Below are 19,835 nucleotides of genomic sequence, written 5' to 3' on the forward strand. Positions count from 1 at the left end.
GCTATTGGATATCGCGAATATCAGGTTGGACCTGATTGTCGCTAGGGGATTCCCCTAGCATGAGGAACTATAGTTGGCATTTGCGGTCGCCGATGGCGACGGAGGGGGATGAACTCAGTAAAGCATGATGCTAATGTGACATCAATGCTTTTGACAGGTATTTGGTCGGAGGGTCAAGCTCCGATGTTCTCCGCCGATAACCTATTCAATGTCACTTTCAGCAGCAAGCCCAGGAGTCATTAATGGCCGGCATTCTCGACACAGTAGATCAACGTACGCAACTGGTGGGTGAGAACCGGCTGGAAATTCTCATGTTTCGCCTGGCGGGGCGCCAGTTGTTCGCGATTAACGTGTTCAAGGTTCAGGAGGTGCTGCAACTGCCCAAGTTGACCTTGATGCCCCAGCGTCATCCGTTCGTCTGCGGCGTGGTCAACCTGCGCGGCCAGACCCTGCCGGTGATCGATCTTTCCCAGGCGATCGGCATGCGTCCGCTGGTGCCCGGGCCCGACAGCACCATCATCGTCACCGAGTACAACCGTTCGGTGCAGGCGTTCCTGGTCGGTGGCGTGGACCGCATCGTCAACATGAACTGGGAAGCGATCCTGCCGCCACCGACCAGCGCCGGTCGCCAGCATTACCTGACCGCCATCAGCAAGGTGGATGACCAGTTGGTGGAAATCATCGACGTGGAAAAGGTTCTGGCCGAGATTGTGCCGTACAACGCCAAGGTATCCCGTGAAAAACTCGACGACCCGATCATGGAGCAGGCCCGTGGCCGCGAAGTGTTGCTGGTCGATGATTCGAACGTGGCCTTGTCCCAGTTGCGCGATACCCTTGGGCAACTGGGGGTGAAAATGCATATCGCCAGTGACGGCTTGAAGGCCTTGAACATGCTCAAGGGGTGGGCGGATGGGGGGGCGGTGATGACCGACAAGCTGCTGATGGTCTTCACCGATGCGGAAATGCCGGAAATGGACGGTTACCGCCTGACCACCGAAATTCGTAACGACCCTCGCTTGCGTGGGCTGTATGTGGTCCTGCACACCTCGTTGTCCGGCAGCTTCAACGATGCCATGGTGAAGAAGGTCGGTTGTGACAACTTCCTCTCCAAGTTCCAGCCGGACAAGTTGGTGGATGTGGTGCGCCAGCGGTTGATGCTGGATAACGCCTGATCCCCCCTTGTAGGAGCCGGATTGCTGGCGATAAGGCCCGTAGGCCTTGCGTTGAACTGGCGGACGCTATCGCCGGCAAGCCAGCTCCCACAAAATCGCGTTCCAGCGCAAAAATGCCGTCGTGCCCACCCTCCTGTAGAATCGCTGTTTTGTCTCTCCAGGAGCTGGGCATGTTGCGTCTGAGCGCGCTGTATCGATATCCGTTGAAGTCCGCCAGGGGTGAGGCCTTGCGCCAGAGCCCGCTGGATGAATTGGGCCTGGCCGGGGATCGGCGCTGGATGCTGGTGGACGAGGCCAGCGGGCGCTTTCTGACCCAGCGCGCGGTGGGCAAGATGAGCCAGTTGTCGGCGCTGTGGAATACCGCCGGTGGCCTGACCCTGAGTGCTCCCGGCCATTCGGCGCTGGATGTGGCGTTGCCCGGCAAGGACGACACCTTGCGCGGCGTGACCATCTGGAGCGACACCTTGCGTGTACCGGATGCCGGCGATGAGGCGGCGTCCTGGTTGAGCGGGTTTATCGGCAAGCCGACCCGTCTGGTGCATGTGCCACTGGAACGGGCCCGCCTCACCGAAGCCGGTTACGGCAAGGAAGAGGATCGGGTGGCGTTTGCCGATGGTTTCCCTCTGCTGCTGATCGGCCAGTCTTCCCTGGATGACCTTTCGCAGAAGGTCGGGCGTGAGCTGGAAATGTTGCGTTTCCGGCCAAACCTGGTGATCGAGGGCAGTCCCGCCTTTGCCGAAGACGGCTGGAAGCGCATCCGTATCGGCGAGGTCGAGTTTCGAGTGGTGAAACCCTGCTCACGCTGCATCCTGACCACCCTCGATCCGCAGACCGGTGAGCGCAGCGCCGATCGTGAGCCGTTGACGACCCTCAAGACCTATCGCGAGCGGGGTGGTGACGTGATGTTCGGGCAGAACCTGGTCAATGATGGTCAGGGGCTGCTAGAGGTCGGGATGCCGGTGACGGTGCTTGAATAGCAGGGCTTCACGGTCTTGACCTTATAATTCGCTCACTGTGGGAGCCGGCTTGCCGGCGATGGGGCTCTGGAGTCTTGCATTGATCTCGCGTACGCCATCGCCGGCAAGCCGGCTCCTGCAAAAACCAATCATTGGTCGTCAAAATACCGCTCATGCCAGTCCACCAGCGGTTGCGGCACATTGAGCTTCTGACCGTAGATCACCGAGTATGACAAGACGTTCTGCACGTACTGCCGGGTTTCGTCGAACGGAATGCTTTCCACCCATACGTCGAAGCCCAGGTGGTTGGCGCCTTTTAGCCACTGCCTGACGCGACCGGGGCCGGCGTTGTAGGCGGCCGTCGCGAGCACGCGGTTGCCGTTGAACTGTCCATGCACCTGGCTCAGGTAGGCGGCTCCCAGCTGGATGTTCTTGTCCGGGTCCAGGACCTGCTGAGGCGAAGCCAGCGGAATACTGAACTTGCGTGCGGTTTCCTTGGCTGTCCCCGGCATCAGTTGCATCAGGCCGCTGGCGCCCACGCCGGAACGGGCGTCATCCATGAAGGCGCTTTCCTGGCGGGTGATGGCGAATACCCAACTCGAGTGCAGTCCGCGTGCCCTGGCTTCACGTACCAGGGTGTCGCGGTGGGCCATGGGGAAACGGATATCCAGATCGTCCCAGTATTGCGCCTGGCTGATGGTGCGAATGGCCGGGAAATACCATTTCAGGTCATAGGCCAGTTTGGCCTGGGCGACCATTTCGTCACGGTTGAACAGGCGGCTGACGTGGTACCACTCGCGGCGTCCGTCGACGACCTGGCCGCGGGCATGCAACTCCAGCGCGCGGAGTATGCCCGGTGTATTGCGGACCTTGTTCATTACCTGCGGGCTGAGTAGCAGGGGGTGGTTGGTCAGTTGGTAAGGCGTCTGTGAGCGGTCCGCGGCCAGGAATCCATAGAAGTCGCGCTCGCGGGCGACATTCTTCAGCAGTACCAGGGCTTGCGGATTTTCCGGCTCCGCCAACTCCAGGCTGCGGGCTTGCCAGTAGCGCCAGCGATTGGTGGTCGCCAGGTCCTGCGGCAGGCGGCGGGTCAGTTGGTAGGCGTCTTCCCAGCGGCCCAGGCGCAGCAGCAGGCGCAGGCGCCATTCCGTCACGGTGTTGTCGCGCAACTCGGGGTCGTACCGGGTCATGATCTCCAGTGCGCGGCTGTCGTAGCGGCGAGCCAGGGTCAGGCCGATTTCGCGGGCGATCGCAACCTTTTCGTCACGGGAGAAGTGCATGCTCGCGGCATAGCTGTCGAGCAGGGGCATGGCCTTGTCCGGGTCCTGGCGGGCCAGGCGGCGCAGGCCGAGGCCGACGACATCGGACATGGCCTCGTCCGCTGGAAGGAAGCGCGAGGGTTGGCTCAGCAGTTCCGGCTTCTGCGCCACGTCGATCAGCAGGCGTCCCTGGGGGGCAAGGGTGGTCAGTCCGCTGACCAGGCTGCTGGCCAGGCCATAGTTGCGTGCATCGGCGGCCAGTTTCAGGCGCTGCCAGCGTTTCTGTTCGGTCAACTGGCCATCGGCGGCCCAGCTGCCGAACAAGGCGTCGCAGGCGCTCGGTTGGGTCTTGCCGGTCATCCAGAGCTTTTCCGCCGTGGCATAGCCCTCGACGCGCAGATTATGGCTGAGCTGGTACTGGCCGTTGAGGCAGTCCAGTTCGGTGAAGTTCAGTTTGGGGTCGTAGTACTTGACGAAGGGTTGCCAGTCGCCGCGTTCGGCCAGCCAGCGCAACCAGCGCAGCTTCATCCAGTTGGCCTGGGGCAGATCGCCATGTGCGGCGAGGAATTGTTCGATCTCGCTATTGCTCGCGGTTTTCAGGCGCGCAGTCAACTCGTCGTAGGCCAGGTAGGGCTCCAGCGGGTAGTCCCGGAGGGCGTCCTGGTAACGGAAGTAGGGGCCCGAGTCGCCGTTGGCGAGCGCGCGCTTGGCCTCATCGTAAAACTGGCGTTGCTGGGAGAGCTCTACAGCCTGGGCGGCTTGGACGGCGCAGGTAGAAAGAAGCAGACACGATAGAAAATTGAACAGACGGCTGCGCATGGGAGTTCCGAGAAAATAAAACCTGACAAACCGTGGAAAGTTCCGCGGCTGATTACTAATAGCTTAGCTGTTTGCTATCCGTGGGAGAACGTTTTACCGGTTGCCGTACGTAACTTGATACCAATTGTCATCTTGAACCGAGGTGCCGATAAAAATGCCGGCCGCCTCCTGGCTCAAGTCAGGTAGAATGCGCCCCCGGTTTTTGGAGAAGCTCATGACCCTGCTCAAATTCAGCGATGTGTCCCTTGCCTTCGGCGCCATGCCGTTGTTAGACAAGGTGTCGTGGCAGATCGCCCGTGGTGAGCGGGTGTGCATCATCGGCCGCAACGGCACAGGAAAGTCCAGCATGTTGAAGCTGGTCAAGGGCGTGCAAAAGCCCGATGACGGCTCCGTCTGGCGTGCGCCTGGCCTCAAGATCGGCGAGTTGCCGCAAGAGTTGCCGCTGGCCGACGACCGCACCGTGTTCGATGTGGTTGCCGAGGGCCTGGACGGTGTTGGCGCATTGCTCGCCGAGTACCACCACCTGAGCCAGAACATCGTCACCGATGCCGACCTGGACAAGCTCATGCATGTCCAGCATGACCTCGAGGCCCGCGATGGCTGGCGCTTGCAGACCCTGGTCGACAGCACCCTGAGCCGCCTGCAACTGCCGGCCGACAAGACCCTTGCCGAGTTGTCCGGCGGCTGGCGTCGACGCGTCCTGCTGGCCCAGGCGCTGGTCTCGGAACCGGACCTGCTGCTGCTCGACGAACCGACCAACCACCTGGACATCGGTGCGATCGCCTGGCTGGAAGAAGCCTTGAAGGATTTCCAGGGCGCGGTGCTGTTCATCACCCACGACCGCTCTTTCCTGCAGAATCTGGCCACACGCATCCTGGAACTGGATCGCGGTGGCCTGATCGACTGGAACGGCGACTACGCCAGCTTCCTGGTGCACAAGGAAGCCACGCTGGCCGCCGAGGAAACCGCCAACGCGCTGTTCGACAAGCGTCTGGCCCAGGAAGAGGTCTGGATCCGCCAGGGCATCAAGGCCCGCCGCACCCGTAACGAAGGTCGCGTGCGGGCGTTGAAAGCCCTGCGCGTGGAGCGTAGCGAGCGTCGCGAGCGTACTGGCAAGGCGAATATCCTGCTCGACACCGCCGACAAATCCGGCAAGCAGGTGATGGTGCTGGAAAACGTCAGCTTCGCGCACCCGGGCGGCCCGTTCCTGATCAAGGATTTCTCCATGGTCCTGCAACGTGGCGACCGGATCGGCCTGCTCGGGGCCAACGGTACCGGCAAGACCACTCTGCTCAAGCTGATGCTCAATGGCCTGCAGCCGACCAGTGGTACGGTGGAAGAGGGTACGCGGATCGATGTGGCCTACTTCGACCAGTTGCGCCATCAGTTGGACCTGGAAAAAACCGTGATCGACAACGTCGCCGAAGGTCGCGACTTTATCGACATCGACGGCCAGAGCCGTCACGTGCTGAGCTACCTGGGCGATTTCCTGTTCAGCCCGCAGCGCGCGCGTACGCCGGTCAAGGCCTTGTCTGGTGGTGAGCGTGCGCGCCTGCTGCTGGCCAAGTTGTTCAGCAAGCCTTCCAACCTGCTGGTACTCGACGAACCGACCAACGACCTCGATGTGGAAACCCTCGAGTTGCTGGAAGAAGTGTTGCTGACCTTCAGCGGCACCGTGCTGATGGTCAGCCACGACCGGGCTTTCCTCGACAACGTGGTCACCAGCACCCTGGTCTTCGAAGGCGAGGGCAAGGTGCGCGAGTACGTCGGTGGTTACCAGGACTGGTTGCGTCAGGGCGGCTCGCCGCGTTTGCTGGGGGTGACGGAGAACAAGTCCGGCAAGGCCGAACTCAATTCCGCGGTGGTGACGGCTGCACCGGCATCGGCGGCAGCTGTCGAGCAGCCGGCGGCGAAGAAAAAGCTCAGCTACAAGTTGCAGCGCGAGCTGGAAGCGTTGCCGGGTGAAATTGACGCCAAGGAACAGCAGATTGCCGCTGTTGAAGCCGAAATGGCCGAAGCGGGGTTCTATCAGCGTCCGGCGGCGGAGACCGCCGCGGTCATCGCCGGGCTGGAAAAACTCCAGGCCGAGCTGGAAGTGATGGTGGAACGTTGGGCCGAGCTGGACGCCTGAGCGATCGCCGAGTAACGAAAAGCCCGGCCCCAACTTGTGTGGGGGCCGGGCTTTTCATTGGTGGCAACGATCCCTTGAGGCAGTGCCGATATTCTGTGGTCTGTACAAACCTGTAGGAGCCGGCTTGCTGGCAATGGCGTCAGTGAGATCAATGCACGACTCAAGGGCCTCATCGCCAGCAAGCCGGCTCCTACAGTTGGTATTCCAAGGTCAGTCGGCCCGTATTCGAGGATCAAGTCGGGCGTTTGACCAGGTGCACCGCCAGCACATCGCAGGGCGCGCCGTGCAGCACGTCATTGGCCGTGGAGCCCAGCAGTAGCGCCAAACCGTGCCGGCCATGACTGCCGACCACGATCAGGTCGCAATGCTGCTCCTTGGCCAGATGGTGGATTTCCTGGCGCGGCTGGCCGTAGGTCAGGTGGCAACTGTCTTTCGAGAGTTCCGGGTACTTGACGATCAGGCGGTCGAGGCGCTCCTTGGCCTGGTCGAATTGCTGTTGTTGCAATTGCGAAAGGTCCATGGGGACGTCGCCACCGAAGGCCATGGCCATGGGTTCGACGATATGCACCAGTGATAGCTTGGCTTCGCTGCTGACCGACAGTTCGCGTGCGCGCTTGATGACCGGGTCGCATTCTTCTGTCAGGTCGACAGCTACCAGAATGTGTTCGTAGCTCATGAAAGGCACTCCTGAAGATCGCAATAGCGTTAAGTATGGCTGGTTTCAAGCGGATTGGTTCATCGGCGAGCCAATCGCTCATCAAGTATCGAGAGAGTTAGAGATATGACGGTATGGATAGTGGTGTCAATCCTGGCACTGGTGTTGAGCCCTCTGGCCTGGTTGCGTCCTTCGCGCCGCCAGAGCGGGATGATGGCCGTGCGCATGGAGGCGCGACGCATAGGCCTGGGGATGCAGTTGGCGCCCCAGGAGTGGCCGCACTGGCTGCCTCATGAGCCGCCTAGCCCCTGTGCGCAATACCATCGGCCACGTCTGCGCGCCGACAGTCCGTGCTGGTGTTATTGGCAAACCGCCCCCGGAGTCTGGGCCAACCAATGGCGGGAAATCTTGACCGACGACAAACTGCTGGTGCATTTGCGCACGTTGCCGGATAACGCCTACAAGATCGAGGCGGACAAGCAGATGATCGCCGTGTATTGGGGCGAGCGCGGCGATGCCCAAGCCTTGCACGCCATCGCGGCAGTCCTCAAGGCTCTCGCCTGACGCAGGATTGGCCGCGCGCCGCTACACTATTGAATCGCTGAATGGGCGGCCATAAACCCCGGCGCCCAAGCGCTTTCGCGCCCGGAATATGACCGGGAAGTCGTTTTTTTCGCAACGTTTTCGGCAATTGACAATTGCTGAGAATTCCGTGAAGGTGTCCACACCCAAATCAAACGGGCGTATGAATTGAGCGTTTGTCTGATCAGACGGCTCCAAACAGAATCCCGACTATCGCGTTGGCGGGTGTGCCAGGCGGCTTGGCGTAGCATCGACGGTAACGTCAGTGCCGTACCATCCGCCCGCGTCCGACGTGTACTGTTCAGCTTCCATATCGTGGAGATCAGTTGATGATTTACGAAGGTAAAGCCATCACGGTTAAGGCTCTTGAAAGTGGCATCGTCGAACTGAAGTTCGACCTCAAGGGTGAGTCCGTCAACAAGTTCAACCGTCTAACCCTGAGCGAATTGCGCCAGGCCGTGGACACCCTCAAGGCTGATGCGTCCGTCAAGGGCGTTATCGTCAGCAGCGGCAAGGACGTCTTTATCGTCGGCGCCGACATCACCGAATTTGTCGACAACTTCAAGTTGCCGGATGCCGAGTTGGTGGCCGCGAACCTCGAAGCCAACAAGATTTTCAGCGATTTTGAAGACCTGGCCGTGCCGACTGTCGCCGCGATCAATGGCATCGCCCTGGGCGGCGGTCTGGAAATGTGCCTGGCCGCGGACTTCCGCGTCATGTCCAGCAGCGCCAAGATCGGCCTGCCGGAAGTCAAGCTGGGCATCTACCCGGGCTTTGGCGGTACCGTCCGTCTGCCGCGCCTGATCGGTGCGGACAACGCCATCGAGTGGATTGCCGCCGGTAAGGAAAACCGTGCCGAAGACGCCCTGAAAGTCGGCGCCGTCGATGCCGTGGTTGCTCCGGAAAAGCTCCAGGAAGCCGCTCTGGAACTGCTCAAGCGCGCCATCTCCGGCGAGCTCGACCACAAGGCCAAGCGCCAGCCGAAGCTGGAGAAGCTCAAGCTTAACGCCATCGAACAGATGATGGCCTTCGAAACCGCCAAGGGTTTTGTTGCCGGTCAAGCCGGTCCGAACTACCCGGCCCCGGTCGAAGCGATCAAGACCATCCAGAAAGCCGCCAACTTCGGGCGCGACAAGGCCCTGGAAATCGAAGCCGCCGGCTTCGTGAAACTGGCCAAGACCTCGGCCGCGCAAAGCCTGATCGGTCTGTTCCTGAACGACCAGGAACTGAAGAAAAAGGCCAAGGCCTACGACGAAATCGCCAAGGATGTGAAACAGGCCGCCGTATTGGGCGCCGGTATCATGGGTGGCGGTATCGCTTATCAGTCGGCGTCCAAAGGCACGCCGATCCTGATGAAAGACATCAACGAGCACGGCATCGAGCAGGGGCTGGCGGAAGCCGCGAAACTGCTGGTCGGTCGTGTTGATAAAGGCCGCATGACCGCGGCGAAGATGGCTGAAGTGCTCAACGGCATTCGTCCGACCTTGTCCTACGGTGACTTCGGTCATGTCGACCTGGTGGTCGAGGCGGTCGTCGAGAACCCCAAGGTCAAGCAAGCGGTACTGGCGGAAGTGGAAGCCCAGGTCAAGGACGATGCCATCCTGGCCTCCAACACCTCGACCATTTCCATCAGCCTGCTGGCCAAGGCCCTCAAGCGTCCGGAAAATTTCGTCGGCATGCACTTCTTCAATCCGGTGCACATGATGCCGCTGGTGGAAGTGATCCGTGGCGAGAAGTCCAGCGAGCAAGCGGTCGCCACCACCGTGGCCTATGCCAAGAAAATGGGCAAGAACCCGATCGTGGTCAACGACTGCCCGGGCTTCCTGGTCAACCGTATCCTGTTCCCGTACTTCGGCGGTTTCGCCAAGTTGGTCAGCGCCGGCGTGGACTTCGTCCGCATCGACAAGATCATGGAGAAGTTCGGCTGGCCGATGGGTCCGGCCTACCTGATGGACGTGGTCGGCATCGACACCGGCCACCACGGTCGTGACGTGATGGCCGAAGGTTTCCCGGATCGCATGAAGGACGACCGTCGTTCGGCGGTGGATGCCCTCTACGAAGCCAAGCGCCTGGGCCAGAAGAACGGCAAGGGCTTCTACGCCTACGAAACCGACAAGCGCGGCAAGCAGAAGAAAGTCGCCGATTCGTCGGTGCTGGAAGTGCTCAAGCCGATCATCTACGAGCAGCGTGAAGTGACCGACGAGGACATCATCAACTGGATGATGATCCCGCTGTGCCTGGAAACCGTGCGTTGCCTGGAAGACGGTATCGTCGAAACCGCCGCCGAAGCCGACATGGGTCTGGTTTACGGTATCGGTTTCCCTCCCTTCCGTGGCGGTGCGTTGCGCTACATCGACTCCATCGGTGTGGCCGAATTCGTTGCCCTGGCCGACCAGTACGCCGACCTGGGCGCGCTGTACCACCCGACCGCGAAGCTGCGTGAAATGGCCAAGACCGGCCAGCGGTTCTTCGGTTAAGCGCCCACACTAGAGCGAGAGTGAACTATATGAGCTTGAATCCTAGAGACGTCGTGATTGTCGACTTCGGTCGTACTCCGATGGGCCGCTCCAAGGGCGGCATGCACCGCAACACCCGCGCCGAGGATATGTCGGCGCACCTGATCAGCAAACTGCTGGAACGCAACGTCAAGGTCGACCCGAACGAAGTCGAGGACGTGATCTGGGGCTGTGTCAACCAGACCCTGGAGCAGGGCTGGAACATCGCCCGCATGGCCTCGCTGATGACTCAGATCCCGCACACTGCTGCCGGCCAGACCGTCAGCCGCCTGTGCGGCTCGTCGATGAGCGCGCTGCACACCGCCGCCCAGGCGATCATGACCGGCAACGGTGACGTCTTCGTCGTCGGCGGCGTCGAGCATATGGGCCATGTGGGCATGATGCACGGTGTCGATCCGAACCCGCACATGTCGCTGTACGCGGCGAAAGCCTCGGGCATGATGGGTCTGACCGCGGAAATGCTCGGCAAGATGCACGGCATCACCCGCGAGCAGCAGGACGCCTTTGGCGTGCGTTCCCACCAGTTGGCTCACAAGGCCACCGTGGAAGGCAAGTTCAAGGACGAGATCATCCCGATGCAGGGTTATGACGAGAACGGCTTTCTCAAAGTCTTCGACTACGACGAAACCATTCGTCCGGAAACCACCCTGGAAAGCCTGGCGGCCTTGAAGCCGGCGTTCAACCCCAAGGGCGGCACCGTGACGGCGGGGACTTCCTCGCAGATCACCGACGGTGCCTCGTGCATGATCGTGATGTCGGCCCAGCGTGCCCAGGACCTGGGGATCCAGCCTTTGGCGGTGATCCGCTCCATGGCCGTGGCGGGTGTGGACCCGGCGATCATGGGTTATGGTCCGGTACCGGCGACCCAGAAAGCCCTCAAGCGTGCGGGCCTGGCCATCTCCGACATCGACTTCTTCGAGCTCAACGAAGCCTTCGCCGCACAGGCCTTGCCAGTGCTCAAGGATCTGAAAGTGCTCGACAAGATGAACGAGAAGGTTAACCTGCATGGCGGCGCCATTGCCTTGGGTCACCCATTCGGTTGTTCCGGTGCGCGGATTTCCGGCACTTTGCTCAATGTAATGAAGCAGAATGGCGGTACCCTCGGGGTGGCCACCATGTGCATTGGTCTCGGCCAAGGCATTAGCACCGTCTTCGAACGCGTCTAAGCGTCTCGTCGAAGGAAGCCGGGGCCAAGTGCCCCGGCTTTTGTTTTTCCGAATTTTTTTATTTTTATTTGTAAGGAGCCGATACATGAAATTGGAACCCGGGCTCTATCAGCATTACAAGGGGCCGCAGTACCGTGTTTTCAACGTTGCGCGGCATTCCGAGACCGACGAGGAATTGGTGTTCTACCAAGCCCTGTATGGCGATTACGGCTTTTGGGTACGGCCCTTGAGCATGTTCCTGGAGTCGGTCGAGGTTGACGGCGAACAGGTCCCGCGCTTTGCTTTGGTGCAAGCTGAACCCAGCCTTTTTTCAAGGCCTTGAGGGGAGGTCGCGCAGAACCCTGCGCTTGACCTCACCTTGTAGCCACTATATATAGCGGTGCCGCGTCAGGCGCAGGCCGCCTCTCACTTCTAGCATTCAGGAATTTTCTGATCCATGGGCAAATCGCTGGTCATTGTGGAATCCCCGGCTAAGGCCAAGACCATCAACAAGTACTTGGGTACCCAGTACGTGGTGAAGTCGAGTATCGGCCATATCCGAGACCTGCCCACCAGCGGTTCGGCGAGTGCCACCAAAGAGCCTGCTGCCAAGCGCGGCAAGGCGGCGGCTGGTGAAGCCCCTGTGCTGACGGCGAAGGAGAAGGCGCGCAAGCAACTGGTCTCGCGCATGGGCGTCGACCCGGACCACGGCTGGAAAGCCCGCTACGAGATCCTTCCCGGCAAGGAGAAGGTGATCGAGGAGCTGCGCCGCCTGGCCAAGGATGCCGACACCATCTATCTCGCGACGGACTTGGACCGCGAAGGGGAAGCCATTGCCTGGCACCTGCGCGAAGCCATTGGTGGCGATGACAGCCGCTACAAACGCGTGGTGTTCAACGAAATCACCAAGAAAGCCATCCAGGAAGCCTTCTCGGCGCCCGGCGAGTTGGATATCGATCGCGTCAATGCCCAGCAGGCCCGACGGTTCCTCGATCGTGTCGTGGGTTACATGGTCTCGCCGTTGCTCTGGTCGAAGATCGCCCGTGGCCTGTCCGCCGGTCGTGTACAGTCGGTAGCGGTGAAGCTGGTGGTCGAGCGTGAGCGCGAGATCCGTGCCTTCAACCCCGAAGAGTACTGGGAAGTCCACGCCGACCTCGGTACCGCCAAGGGCGCCAAGGTGCGCTTCGAAGTGGCCCGCGAGAAAGGCGAGGCGTTCAAGCCGCTCAATGAAGCCCAGGCCATGGCGGCCCTGGAGAAGCTCAAGGCGTCGGCTTACACCATCGCCAAGCGCGAGGACAAACCGACCAGCAGCAAGCCGTCGGCCCCTTTCATTACTTCCACCCTGCAGCAGGCCGCGAGTAACCGCCTGGGCTTCGGCGTGAAGAAAACCATGATGATGGCCCAGCGCTTGTACGAAGCGGGCTACATCACCTATATGCGTACCGACTCCACCAACCTCTCGGCCGATGCCGTGGCGATGGCGCGGACCTATATCGAAGGCGAGTTCGGCGCCAAATACCTGCCGGAAAACGCCAACGTCTACAGCAGCAAGGCCGGCGCCCAGGAAGCTCACGAAGCCATCCGTCCTTCGGATGTGAATACCGACCCGAGCAAGCTGTCGGGCATGGAACGTGATGCCGAACGCCTCTACGAGCTGATCTGGCGCCAATTCGTGGCCTGCCAGATGCTGCCGGCGCAATACCTGTCGACCACCGTCAGTGTCGCCGCCGGTGACTTCGAGCTGCGTGCCAAGGGCCGTATCCTCAAGTTCGACGGCTACACCCGGGTCCTGCCGCAAATGACCAAGCCGGGCGACGACGACGTGCTGCCGGACATGGCCCAGGGCGAGGTGATGAAGCTGATCCAGCTCGATCCGACCCAGCACTTCACCAAACCTCCGGCCCGTTACTCCGAAGCCAGCCTGGTCAAGGAAATGGAAAAGCGCGGCATCGGTCGCCCTTCGACCTATGCCGCGATCATCTCGACCATCCAGGACCGTGGTTATGTGGCGCTGCACAACCGCCGCTTCTACTCCGAGAAGATGGGCGACATCGTTACCGAGCGTCTTTCGGAAAGCTTCTCCGACCTGATGGACTACGGCTTTACCGCCAGCATGGAAGAGCATCTCGACGACGTGGCCCAGGGCGAGCGCGACTGGAAGAACGTGCTCGACGAGTTCTACGGCGACTTCAAGAAAAAGCTCGAAGTGGCGGAAAGCCCTGAGAGTGGCATGCGCGCCAACCAGCCGGTGATGACTGACATCCCGTGCCTGACCTGCGGCCGGCCGATGCAGATCCGTACCGCCTCCACCGGTGTGTTCCTCGGCTGCTCGGGCTACAGCCTGCCGCCCAAGGAACGCTGCAAGGCCACCGTCAACCTGGTGCCGGGCGATGAAATCGCCGCCGACGACGAGGGTGAATCGGAATCCCTGGTACTGCGCGGCAAGCATCGCTGCCCGATCTGCAGCACGGCGATGGACGCCTACCTGCTGGACGAGAAGCGCAAGCTGCACATCTGTGGCAACAACCCTGATTGCAACGGCTACGAGATCGAAGAAGGCAGCTACCGCATCAAGGGCTATGAAGGTCCGAGCCTGGAGTGCGACAAGTGCGGCAGCGAGATGCAGCTCAAGACCGGGCGTTTCGGCAAGTTCTTCGGTTGCACCAACCCGACCTGCAAGAACACCCGCAAGCTGCTCAAGAGTGGCGACGCGGCGCCGCCGAAGATGGACCCGGTGAAGATGCCGGAGCTCAAGTGCGAGAAGGTCAACGACACCTACATCCTGCGTGACGGTGCTTCCGGCCTGTTCCTGGCCGCCAGCCAGTTCCCGAAAAACCGCGAGACCCGTGCGCCGCTGGTGATCGAGATCCTTGCGCACAAGGACGAGATCGACCCCAAGTACCACTTCCTGTGTGATGCCCCGCAGAAGGACCCGGACGCTCGTCCGGCGGTCATTCGCTACAGTCGCAAGACCAAGGAGCAGTACGTGCAGACCGAGGTGGACGGCAAGCCGACCGGCTGGAAGGCGTTCTACGACGGCGGCAAATGGAAAGTGGAAGACAAGCGCTCGTAAGCTGAGTACACCTGATCCGTTGATCCGTTGATCCGTTGATCCGTTGATCGGGTGTGATGTGGGAGCGGAGCTTGTATTGGGAGTCGAGCTTGTCTGGGAAGTCGAGCTTGTGTGGGTGCGGAGCTTGTGTGGGAGCGGAGCTTGTGTGGGAGCGGAGCTTGTGTGGGAGCGGAGCTTGCCCGCGAAAGCGCCCTTGAGAGCGATAGAAGCTTCGCGGGCAAGCTCCGCTCCCACAGTTTCCTCTCCTGTGCCTTCAGGCCGCGTGAAAACCCTAGCCAAGCGATATCGGGGTTTTCACGCGGCCTTTGTCTTTTTTGGCTTGCGGCGAACTTGGTCGATCCCTGAAACTGACTGACCTGCCTGTGGCCTTTTTTTCCTGGAGCGCGCCGTCATGGCCAACGAACTCTATACCCGTACCAACCAGAAGATCTTTTACGCCGGCCTCGCCCTCGAAGCCTTGGGCAAGGCGGAGCAGAGCGGGGCGATGAATGCCCTGGCGCTGATCCAGGCTGAGCGCGAAGCGGCGCTGTTTCACCTGTACGGTGCGTTGCTCGGGCTGTGCCATGAGATTGCCGGCTTCTACCGCCTGCCCCAGGCTGCCGCGCCGCGGGCCGAGTTGTTGCTGACCCGCGAGGTGCTGGAGACGATCGCCATTCCGGAAATGGCCGAACTGGTGGAGTTGGCCCATAGCCCGCAAACCTGGTTGGCCCGCTTGATCAGTGCCCATGCCGCACTGTATCTGCCGCCCCAGGCCCCGCGGAAGGTCAAGGGTGACGTGTTGCAGCCGTTGATCGTGGCGGTGAGCCTGGATGAGGACGAGGCACCTGAGTTGGGCCGTGAGGAGCTGGAGAGCTGGCGGCAGAACCTGAAAGCGCTGGCGATCCGTTTTCGCGATGGGCTCAATGAGTGCTGAGTGATTGAGTGGGCATATGAATGAACGGAGGGCGATTATTTTGTCGCCTTTTTCTTCGCGAAAAGTAGTCTCCATCTGTCAGATGTTCATCAAGTGGTAAAGAAAGCGCTTCAGTTCTCCTGCGAGGTGCCGTTGATGACTGATACAATGATGGCCTTTCGTGGAGAACAGACACTATGCCTACGTCCTTTCTAGAAATTGTCGAGCTGCCGGACGGCCGCATCGAGCTGCGCCGGGCCGAGGACGAAGGTTCTCTGGTAACCCTTAACTTTTCCGAAGATGCCAAGGCATTCCTGCAGGGCCAGCATGTCGAGGTGGCCAAGGCCATGTTGAGCGTTGGCGTACAGATGGCCGGGCGTTTGGCTGAAGGTGAAATCGAGAAGGGCGACGGCGGGCCACGGGTTCTTCATTGAAACCGAGGCTCGTTCGACGCAAGACGCTAACGCTGGATGACGTTTCAGATCGGCTTCTCTGTCCTGGAGAGGCCCTGGGCGGTCAGCATGAAATATCGGCCCTGATGGCCGTTCAACCCGTCAGCCCAAACGAATATTCAGACTTTGCGCATCGCCTTGGCGAGCCGCGCTGATCAGCTGTTGACGCGCATTGGCGTTCAGCGGGTTCAGCCAGCTGACCACGGTGTGGCTACGGCCCAGGCGCAAGGCTTCGCAGGTCAATTGCTGGGCGTTTTGGGCACTGCTGGGTTGCAGGAGCAGGATCCGCTCCCGGTTGAGTCCGGCATCCCGTAACCAGGCCTGGGTCAGGCTGGCTGGCGGGGCGATCAGGGTCAGCCAGCGGGCCTCCTGATCCTGGCTCAACTCCCGCAGGATCGGCGCCAGCAGGCTCAGGCAACTCCCGGCAGCGCCCCGCAACGACAGCTCACTGAACACTTCTGGCTCAGTGCTCCAGGGGGCTTCGACCACCTCCTTGAGCAGGGGCGCGAGGGGTTGCGCCATGAACGCTTCGAACAGGGAAAGCTGTGCGTGTTGTGGGGTTTGCTGGAATTGCATGACGCCTCCTTCAGCGGCGAATAACGCCGACACTCAAACCTTCGATGACAAAGTCCTGATCTTTCAGATTGACTTCGATGGGGGCGAACTCGGGGTTTTCCGCCAGCAGCCAGACCTTGCTGCCTTCGCGCTTGAAGCGCTTGACGGTGACTTCCTCGCCGATTCGCGCCACCACGATCTGGCCATTGCGGGCTTCGCGGCAGGTGTGCACGGCCAGCAGGTCACCGTCGAAAATGCCGACGTCCTTCATGCTCATGCCGTGAACGCGCAACAGATAGTCGGCCCGGGGATGGAAGAAGGTCGGGTTGATGTTGCAAGATTCCTCGACGTGCTGCTGGGCGAGAATCGGCGCACCGGCGGCCACGCGGCCGATGATCGGCAGGGTGGATTCATCGGACTTGGCTTCGAAACCGGGGATACGAATGCCGCGGGATGCGCCCGGGGTCATTTCGATCGCACCCTTGCGGGCCAGGGCCTTGAGGTGTTCTTCGGCGGCGTTCGGTGACTTGAACCCCAGCTCCAGGGCGATTTCCGCGCGGGTCGGCGGATAGCCATTGTCATCCAGGCAACGTTTGATAAAGGCCAGAATCTCAGCTTGGCGTGGCGTCAGTTTTATCATTTTGAGCGCTCTGTCTTTTTATACAGTGACTGGGATTATATACAGTGCAAGACGCTTGGCAATCCTCCTTTTTCTCGCGTCCGCTGGACGGTCGCCCGATCGTGGCCCGAGAGGATGGCTACAGGCCAGGATTTGTATGATTTAATGCCTGACCGGCGGGCCACGAACGGACCGTCAGACTTGACATTCGCGGGGCTGAAACGTATGTTTCAAACAAGTGTTTGTCAGGCGGAGTAACCATGGCCCAGTCGGAAACCGTTGAACGCATACTCGATGCTGCCGAGCAATTGTTCGCGGAAAAAGGTTTCGCCGAGACCTCATTGCGGTTGATCACTAGCAAGGCAGGGGTCAATCTCGCGGCGGTGAACTACCACTTCGGCTCGAAGAAAGCCCTGATCCAGGCGGTGTTCTCGCGCTTCCTCGGGCCGTTCTGCATCAGTCTCGAGCGTGAGCTGGAGCGACGCCAGGCCAAGCCCGAGGTCAAGCCCGGGCTGGAAGAGTTGCTGGAAATCCTCGTCGAGCAGGCGCTGGTGGTGCAGCCGCGCAGCGGCAACGACCTGTCGATCTTCATGCGTTTGCTGGGCCTGGCCTTCAGCCAGAGCCAGGGTCACCTGCGGCGTTACCTGGAAGACATGTATGGCAAGGTGTTCCGTCGCTACATGCTGCTGGTCAATGATGCCGCGCCACGGATTCCACCGATCGAGCTGTTCTGGCGTGTGCACTTCATGCTCGGCGCGGCGGCGTTCAGCATGTCGGGGATCAAGGCATTGCGCGCGATTGCCGAGACCGACTTCGGGGTCAATACCTCCATTGAACAGGTCATGCGCCTGATGGTGCCGTTCCTCGCGGCCGGCATGCGCGCCGACAGCGGTGTCACCGATGCCACCATGGCGGCCGCGCAGTTGCGCCCGCGCAGCAAGTCGACGCCGGCGCCGACGGCAGCCAAGGTTTAATACACTACGGGTGGGCGCGCCAGCTTTGATCCGCTAAGCTGCCGCCCATGTCTGATTTCTTTCTGTCCCAAGTCTCCCTTGCTCGTTCCCGCTTGCCTGGCGCTGGCCATGGCAAGGCGTTGCCGTGCCTGTCTGTCGCCGCCTGGCGCGCGGGTCCGCGAGGGCAACGGGCGCTTTTGTCCAAGGATTCCCTATGAGTACTGCCCTGCAAGGCTCCCTGATGGTGGACGTCGCCGGTACCTGGCTGACGGCTGAAGATCGCCAGTTGTTGCGCCAGCCACAGGTCGGCGGGTTGATCATCTTTGCCCGCAATATCGAACACCCGCGTCAGGTCCGCGAACTGAGCGCGGCCATTCGCGCCGTGCGCCCGGACCTGCTGTTGGCGGTCGACCAGGAAGGCGGGCGGGTGCAGCGCCTGCGCCAAGGGTTCGTGCGCTTGCCGGCGATGCGCGCGCTTGCCGACAATCCGAACGCCGAATACCTGGCCGAGCAGTGCGGTTGGCTGATGGCGACCGAGGTGCTGGCGGTGGGCCTGGACCTCAGCTTCGCGCCGGTCCTGGACCTCGACTACCAGCGCAGTGCGGTGGTCGGCAGTCGTGCCTTCGAGGGCGATCCCGAGCGTGCGGCGTTGCTCGCCGGGGCGTTTATCCGCGGGATGAACAGCGCCGGGATGGCCGCCACCGGCAAGCATTTCCCCGGCCATGGCTGGGCTGAAGCCGACTCCCATGTGGCGATTCCCACTGATGAACGCAGCCTGGACGAGATCCGCGCCAATGATCTGCTGCCTTTCGCCCGCTTGAGCCAGCAGCTTGCCGCGGTGATGCCGGCCCATGTGATCTATCCACAGGTCGATGCACAACCCGCTGGTTTCTCACGCCGTTGGCTGCAGGAGATCCTGCGTGGCGAATTGCAATTTGATGGGGTTATCTTCAGCGATGACCTGTCGATGGCCGGTGCCCATGTGGTCGGTGACGCCGCCAGCCGGATCGAGGCGGCCTTGTCCGCCGGCTGTGACATGGGGCTGGTGTGCAATGACCGTGCGGCCGCCGAACTGGCCTTGAGTGCCGTCCAGCGTCTGAAGGTCCGGCCGTCGCCGCGCATTGCGCGGATGCGCGGCCAGGGCTTCGCACGCACGGATTATCGCCAGGATCCACGTTGGTTGTCGGCACTGATGGCGCTGAAAAACGCTCAACTGATTGACTGAGGTATCTTGCATGGCGGTTTACGCAATTATCGGCGGCACCGGTCTGACCCAGCTCGAAGGTTTGAGCATTCGTCAGTCGCTGGCGTTGGATACGCCCTACGGTGCCCCTTCGGCGGATATCCAGATCGGTGAATACGCCGGGCGTGAGGTGCTGTTCCTGGCGCGTCACGGGCATCCGCACCGTTTCCCGCCGCATCAGGTGAACTACCGGGCCAACCTCTGGGCGCTGAAACAGGCAGGTGCCGAGGCGATCCTGGCGGTCAATGCGGTGGGCGGGATTCATGCGGCGATGGGCACCGGGCATTTCTGCGTACCACATCAACTGATTGACTACACCAGTGGGCGGCAGCACACCTACTTTGCCGATGACCTGGAACAGGTGACCCATATCGATTTCAGCTTCCCCTACAGCGAAGGCTTGCGGGCACGGCTGATCGCCGCGCTGGCGGCCGAAGGGTGTGCCTATAGCAGCCATGGCGTTTATGCCTGTACCCAGGGGCCGCGCCTGGAGACGGTGGCCGAGATCGCCCGGTTGGAGCGTGACGGCTGCGATATCGTCGGCATGACCGGCATGCCGGAAGCCGCGCTGGCTCGCGAGCTGGAACTGGACTATGCCTGCCTGGCATTGGTGGTCAACCCGGCGGCGGGCAAGTCGACGGCGGTAATCACCATGGCCGAGATCGAGCAGGCCCTGCATGACGGCATGGGCCAGGTGAAGTCGACCCTGGCGCGGGTGCTGGCAGCAGTGTAATGGCGGGCCCCTGTGTGGATTTATCCGCGAAGAGGCCGTTGAGGCCGCCAAAAGCTTCGCGGGCAAGCACCGCTCCCACA

At 61.2% G+C, this 19,835-nt stretch carries 17 protein-coding genes; 13 read left to right on the forward strand and 4 right to left on the reverse strand.

Annotation, left to right across the window (positions count from 1 at the left end; all coding sequences use genetic code 11):
- The first annotated feature begins 242 nt into the window (after positions 1–242).
- Together M5B99_RS21440 and M5B99_RS21445 are read left to right on the forward strand one after the other, a co-directional pair.
- Positions 243–1,172 carry a chemotaxis protein CheV gene (locus M5B99_RS21440; RefSeq protein WP_103496718.1) on the forward strand — a complete coding sequence of 310 codons (930 nt, stop codon included), beginning with the start codon at positions 243–245 and terminating at the stop codon, positions 1,170–1,172.
- Between the two features lie 170 nt (positions 1,173–1,342).
- Positions 1,343–2,149 (forward strand): MOSC domain-containing protein, encoded by an 807-nt coding sequence (locus M5B99_RS21445; protein WP_248805901.1) that lies wholly within the window; start codon positions 1,343–1,345, stop codon positions 2,147–2,149.
- Positions 2,150–2,277: 128 nt separating this feature from the next.
- Here the strand turns inward: M5B99_RS21445 and M5B99_RS21450 are convergent, their stop codons facing one another.
- A complete protein-coding gene (locus tag M5B99_RS21450) occupies positions 2,278–4,206 on the reverse strand; it encodes a transglycosylase SLT domain-containing protein (protein ID WP_248805902.1) in 1,929 nt (642 codons plus the stop codon).
- 214 nt (positions 4,207–4,420) lie between these two features.
- On the opposite strand from M5B99_RS21450, the gene M5B99_RS21455 reads away from it, so the two are divergent.
- Complete coding sequence (locus M5B99_RS21455) at positions 4,421–6,337, forward strand: ATP-binding cassette domain-containing protein (protein WP_248805903.1); 1,917 nt, start codon at positions 4,421–4,423, stop codon at positions 6,335–6,337.
- A 232-nt stretch (positions 6,338–6,569) separates the two neighbouring features.
- On the opposite strand, the gene M5B99_RS21460 is transcribed toward M5B99_RS21455, so the two are convergent.
- On the reverse strand, positions 6,570–7,013 hold the full coding sequence (locus M5B99_RS21460) for a universal stress protein (protein WP_248805904.1): 444 nt from the start codon (positions 7,011–7,013) through the stop codon (positions 6,570–6,572).
- A gap of 105 nt (positions 7,014–7,118) precedes the next feature.
- Between M5B99_RS21460 and M5B99_RS21465 the strand changes: the two genes are divergently transcribed.
- The 7 genes from M5B99_RS21465 (at position 7,119) to M5B99_RS21495 (ending at position 15,634) form a co-directional block, all read left to right on the forward strand.
- Positions 7,119–7,556 carry a hypothetical protein gene (locus M5B99_RS21465; protein WP_248805905.1) on the forward strand — a complete coding sequence of 146 codons (438 nt, stop codon included), beginning with the start codon at positions 7,119–7,121 and terminating at the stop codon, positions 7,554–7,556.
- 347 nt (positions 7,557–7,903) lie between these two features.
- On the forward strand, positions 7,904–10,051 hold the full coding sequence (fadB, locus tag M5B99_RS21470; protein ID WP_248805906.1) for a fatty acid oxidation complex subunit alpha FadB: 2,148 nt from the start codon (positions 7,904–7,906) through the stop codon (positions 10,049–10,051).
- 29 nt (positions 10,052–10,080) lie between these two features.
- Positions 10,081–11,256, forward strand: coding sequence for an acetyl-CoA C-acyltransferase FadA (fadA, locus tag M5B99_RS21475; RefSeq protein WP_103496726.1), 1,176 nt, complete (start codon positions 10,081–10,083; stop codon positions 11,254–11,256).
- Positions 11,257–11,341: 85 nt separating this feature from the next.
- Positions 11,342–11,578 carry a DUF1653 domain-containing protein gene (locus M5B99_RS21480; protein ID WP_100939173.1) on the forward strand — a complete coding sequence of 79 codons (237 nt, stop codon included), beginning with the start codon at positions 11,342–11,344 and terminating at the stop codon, positions 11,576–11,578.
- Between the two features lie 114 nt (positions 11,579–11,692).
- The gene (gene topA / locus M5B99_RS21485; RefSeq protein ID WP_248805907.1) at positions 11,693–14,308 is read left to right on the forward strand and encodes a type I DNA topoisomerase; all 2,616 of its coding nucleotides are present in this window, start codon (positions 11,693–11,695) and stop codon (positions 14,306–14,308) included.
- Positions 14,309–14,699: 391 nt separating this feature from the next.
- Positions 14,700–15,221, forward strand: a complete 522-nt coding sequence (locus M5B99_RS21490) for a DUF6586 family protein (protein WP_248805908.1) — start codon at positions 14,700–14,702, stop codon at positions 15,219–15,221.
- Between the two features lie 176 nt (positions 15,222–15,397).
- Positions 15,398–15,634: a hypothetical protein gene (locus M5B99_RS21495; protein WP_248805909.1), complete on the forward strand. Its 237-nt coding sequence runs from the start codon at positions 15,398–15,400 to the stop codon at positions 15,632–15,634.
- Between the two features lie 120 nt (positions 15,635–15,754).
- Here the strand turns inward: M5B99_RS21495 and sulA are convergent, their stop codons facing one another.
- Together sulA and lexA are read right to left on the reverse strand one after the other, a co-directional pair.
- A complete protein-coding gene (sulA, locus tag M5B99_RS21500) occupies positions 15,755–16,228 on the reverse strand; it encodes an SOS-induced cell division inhibitor SulA (protein ID WP_248805910.1) in 474 nt (157 codons plus the stop codon).
- Positions 16,229–16,238: 10 nt separating this feature from the next.
- Positions 16,239–16,847, reverse strand: a complete 609-nt coding sequence (gene lexA, locus M5B99_RS21505; protein ID WP_248805911.1) for a transcriptional repressor LexA — start codon at positions 16,845–16,847, stop codon at positions 16,239–16,241.
- A 239-nt stretch (positions 16,848–17,086) separates the two neighbouring features.
- Between lexA and M5B99_RS21510 the strand changes: the two genes are divergently transcribed.
- The 3 genes from M5B99_RS21510 to M5B99_RS21520 all read left to right on the forward strand — a co-directional run bounded on the left by M5B99_RS21510 (position 17,087) and on the right by M5B99_RS21520 (position 19,755).
- Positions 17,087–17,800, forward strand: a complete 714-nt coding sequence (locus tag M5B99_RS21510) for a TetR/AcrR family transcriptional regulator (protein ID WP_248805912.1) — start codon at positions 17,087–17,089, stop codon at positions 17,798–17,800.
- A 205-nt stretch (positions 17,801–18,005) separates the two neighbouring features.
- On the forward strand, positions 18,006–19,004 hold the full coding sequence (nagZ, locus tag M5B99_RS21515; RefSeq protein WP_248805917.1) for a beta-N-acetylhexosaminidase: 999 nt from the start codon (positions 18,006–18,008) through the stop codon (positions 19,002–19,004).
- Between the two features lie 10 nt (positions 19,005–19,014).
- Positions 19,015–19,755: an S-methyl-5'-thioinosine phosphorylase gene (locus M5B99_RS21520; RefSeq protein WP_248805913.1), complete on the forward strand. Its 741-nt coding sequence runs from the start codon at positions 19,015–19,017 to the stop codon at positions 19,753–19,755.
- The last annotated feature ends 80 nt before the right edge of the window (positions 19,756–19,835 follow it).

Origin of the sequence: Pseudomonas sp. MWU13-2100 (assembly GCF_023242365.1) — a bacterium.
Taxonomy (GTDB): Bacteria; Pseudomonadota; Gammaproteobacteria; order Pseudomonadales; family Pseudomonadaceae; genus Aquipseudomonas.

What these genes read in the sequence shown, in the direction of transcription:
- M5B99_RS21440 (WP_103496718.1), top strand. Translation starts at nt 243, where the DNA reads ATGGCCGGCATTCTCGACACAGTAGATCAACGTACGCAACTGGTGGGT.
- M5B99_RS21445 (WP_248805901.1), top strand. Translation starts at nt 1,343, where the DNA reads ATGTTGCGTCTGAGCGCGCTGTATCGATATCCGTTGAAGTCCGCCAGG.
- M5B99_RS21450 (WP_248805902.1), bottom strand. Translation starts at nt 4,206, where the DNA reads ATGCGCAGCCGTCTGTTCAATTTTCTATCGTGTCTGCTTCTTTCTACC.
- M5B99_RS21455 (WP_248805903.1), top strand. Translation starts at nt 4,421, where the DNA reads ATGACCCTGCTCAAATTCAGCGATGTGTCCCTTGCCTTCGGCGCCATG.
- M5B99_RS21460 (WP_248805904.1), bottom strand. Translation starts at nt 7,013, where the DNA reads ATGAGCTACGAACACATTCTGGTAGCTGTCGACCTGACAGAAGAATGC.
- M5B99_RS21465 (WP_248805905.1), top strand. Translation starts at nt 7,119, where the DNA reads ATGACGGTATGGATAGTGGTGTCAATCCTGGCACTGGTGTTGAGCCCT.
- fadB (WP_248805906.1), top strand. Translation starts at nt 7,904, where the DNA reads ATGATTTACGAAGGTAAAGCCATCACGGTTAAGGCTCTTGAAAGTGGC.
- fadA (WP_103496726.1), top strand. Translation starts at nt 10,081, where the DNA reads ATGAGCTTGAATCCTAGAGACGTCGTGATTGTCGACTTCGGTCGTACT.
- M5B99_RS21480 (WP_100939173.1), top strand. Translation starts at nt 11,342, where the DNA reads ATGAAATTGGAACCCGGGCTCTATCAGCATTACAAGGGGCCGCAGTAC.
- topA (WP_248805907.1), top strand. Translation starts at nt 11,693, where the DNA reads ATGGGCAAATCGCTGGTCATTGTGGAATCCCCGGCTAAGGCCAAGACC.
- M5B99_RS21490 (WP_248805908.1), top strand. Translation starts at nt 14,700, where the DNA reads ATGGCCAACGAACTCTATACCCGTACCAACCAGAAGATCTTTTACGCC.
- M5B99_RS21495 (WP_248805909.1), top strand. Translation starts at nt 15,398, where the DNA reads ATGCCTACGTCCTTTCTAGAAATTGTCGAGCTGCCGGACGGCCGCATC.
- sulA (WP_248805910.1), bottom strand. Translation starts at nt 16,228, where the DNA reads ATGCAATTCCAGCAAACCCCACAACACGCACAGCTTTCCCTGTTCGAA.
- lexA (WP_248805911.1), bottom strand. Translation starts at nt 16,847, where the DNA reads ATGATAAAACTGACGCCACGCCAAGCTGAGATTCTGGCCTTTATCAAA.
- M5B99_RS21510 (WP_248805912.1), top strand. Translation starts at nt 17,087, where the DNA reads ATGGCCCAGTCGGAAACCGTTGAACGCATACTCGATGCTGCCGAGCAA.
- M5B99_RS21520 (WP_248805913.1), top strand. Translation starts at nt 19,015, where the DNA reads ATGGCGGTTTACGCAATTATCGGCGGCACCGGTCTGACCCAGCTCGAA.